Origin of the sequence: Nostoc sp. UHCC 0252, from assembly GCF_034931145.1 — a bacterium.
Lineage (GTDB): Bacteria > Cyanobacteriota > Cyanobacteriia > Cyanobacteriales > Nostocaceae > Nostoc.
Genome location: NZ_JAYGHE010000082.1, coordinates 31360 through 32543, shown reverse-complemented (window position 1 = coordinate 32543; position 1184 = coordinate 31360). Strand labels below are relative to the sequence as shown.

General features: G+C 42.9%; 2 protein-coding genes. One reads left to right on the top strand and one right to left on the bottom strand.

Features of this window, described 5'->3' with window-relative positions; all coding sequences use genetic code 11:
* Positions 1 to 141 precede the first annotated feature (141 nt).
* Positions 142 to 441 (top strand): protealysin inhibitor emfourin, encoded by a 300-nt coding sequence (locus VB732_RS30180; RefSeq protein WP_323234537.1) that lies wholly within the window; start codon positions 142 to 144, stop codon positions 439 to 441.
* 200 nt (positions 442 to 641) lie between these two features.
* On the opposite strand, the gene VB732_RS30175 is transcribed toward VB732_RS30180, so the two are convergent.
* The gene (locus VB732_RS30175) at positions 642 to 917 is read right to left on the bottom strand and encodes an HU family DNA-binding protein (RefSeq protein ID WP_323234536.1); all 276 of its coding nucleotides are present in this window, start codon (positions 915 to 917) and stop codon (positions 642 to 644) included.
* Positions 918 to 1184: the final 267 nt, after the last annotated feature.

Genomic DNA, 1184 nt, shown 5'->3' with positions numbered 1-1184 from the left:
TAATTAATACCCGCCACTGGCTCACTCAAGACTCAAGACTGATAAATCTGTTGTTTGTTGTTGCTAAACTGGGAGCCGAGAACTATTATCTCCCAGTTTAAGTATTTATTGAAACTAAATAATACAACAGAGAGCGAATAAATGCGGGTATCCTTTGAACGCACAGGCGGCTTTGCTGGGATTACTAAAAAAACAACCGTTGATACAGCCACTGTCTCGCCAGATGAAGCTGCCACACTTCTGCGACTGGTGGAGGTTGCAGATTTATTTAGGCTACCTGAAATAATTACCTCGCCAAATCCCCAGAGCGATCGCTTTCAGTATAAGTTAACAATAGAAGATAATGGTAAACACCATACGGTAACTGTCAGTGAGGCAGCATTGCCAGGAAGCTTAAGACCACTGATTGAATGGCTACAAACAATGGCACAAAAAAGGTAATTTGCTCAATACCTTAGCCAAAATAAGAGGGTACTATTCAAGTTAATAGACGGCTTTATTCCCCTAGCTTCTACTGTCTCAATAACAGCGATCGCTGCGCCAACGCCTGCCTTCGTCTCCTCTCTTGACAAGAGCTATAGGGCAAACGCTAGCTTTGCAGTGATTGGATTAGTGCTAGTAAAGTCAATGCATCAGAGCCATTAAGGTGCTACTTTTTCCCGAAACTGCTTCCCCGCAGAAAATGCAGGTACTCTGGTAGCTGGAATAGTCATTGGCTCATTCGTTTTGGGATTACGCCCTTCGCGGGAAGAACGTTCGCGTCGTTCGAATGACCCAAATCCAACCAGCGTCACCTTGTCCCCATTCGCTACAGCCTCGGTGACAACTGACAAAAAAGCGCTAATGACTTCATCGGCTTGCTTTTTTGTAATGTTGGTCTTTGCTGCTACAGCATCCACTAATTCACCTTTGTTCATAAATTACCCTGAAGTATTGCAACTAAAGGAAATTTAGCATTACTATCTCTTGTCAGCAAAGGGGGAAAAGGAATAATAATCAAGCAACACATAAAAATTTACAATGCACGACTGCTGCAAAGTCGGCGGTAAAACCTTGCTGTGCTGTTACAGGTAAATCAACAATCAACAAATATAATATTACATATAGCGGTTCCCATTCAGATGCAGTACAAGATTATATTGCGAGGGTAGGGGCACGGCAGTGCCCATTAGTGTCAACTTAAA

What these genes read in the sequence shown, in the direction of transcription:
- VB732_RS30180 (WP_323234537.1), top strand. Translation starts at nt 142, where the DNA reads ATGCGGGTATCCTTTGAACGCACAGGCGGCTTTGCTGGGATTACTAAA.
- VB732_RS30175 (WP_323234536.1), bottom strand. Translation starts at nt 917, where the DNA reads ATGAACAAAGGTGAATTAGTGGATGCTGTAGCAGCAAAGACCAACATT.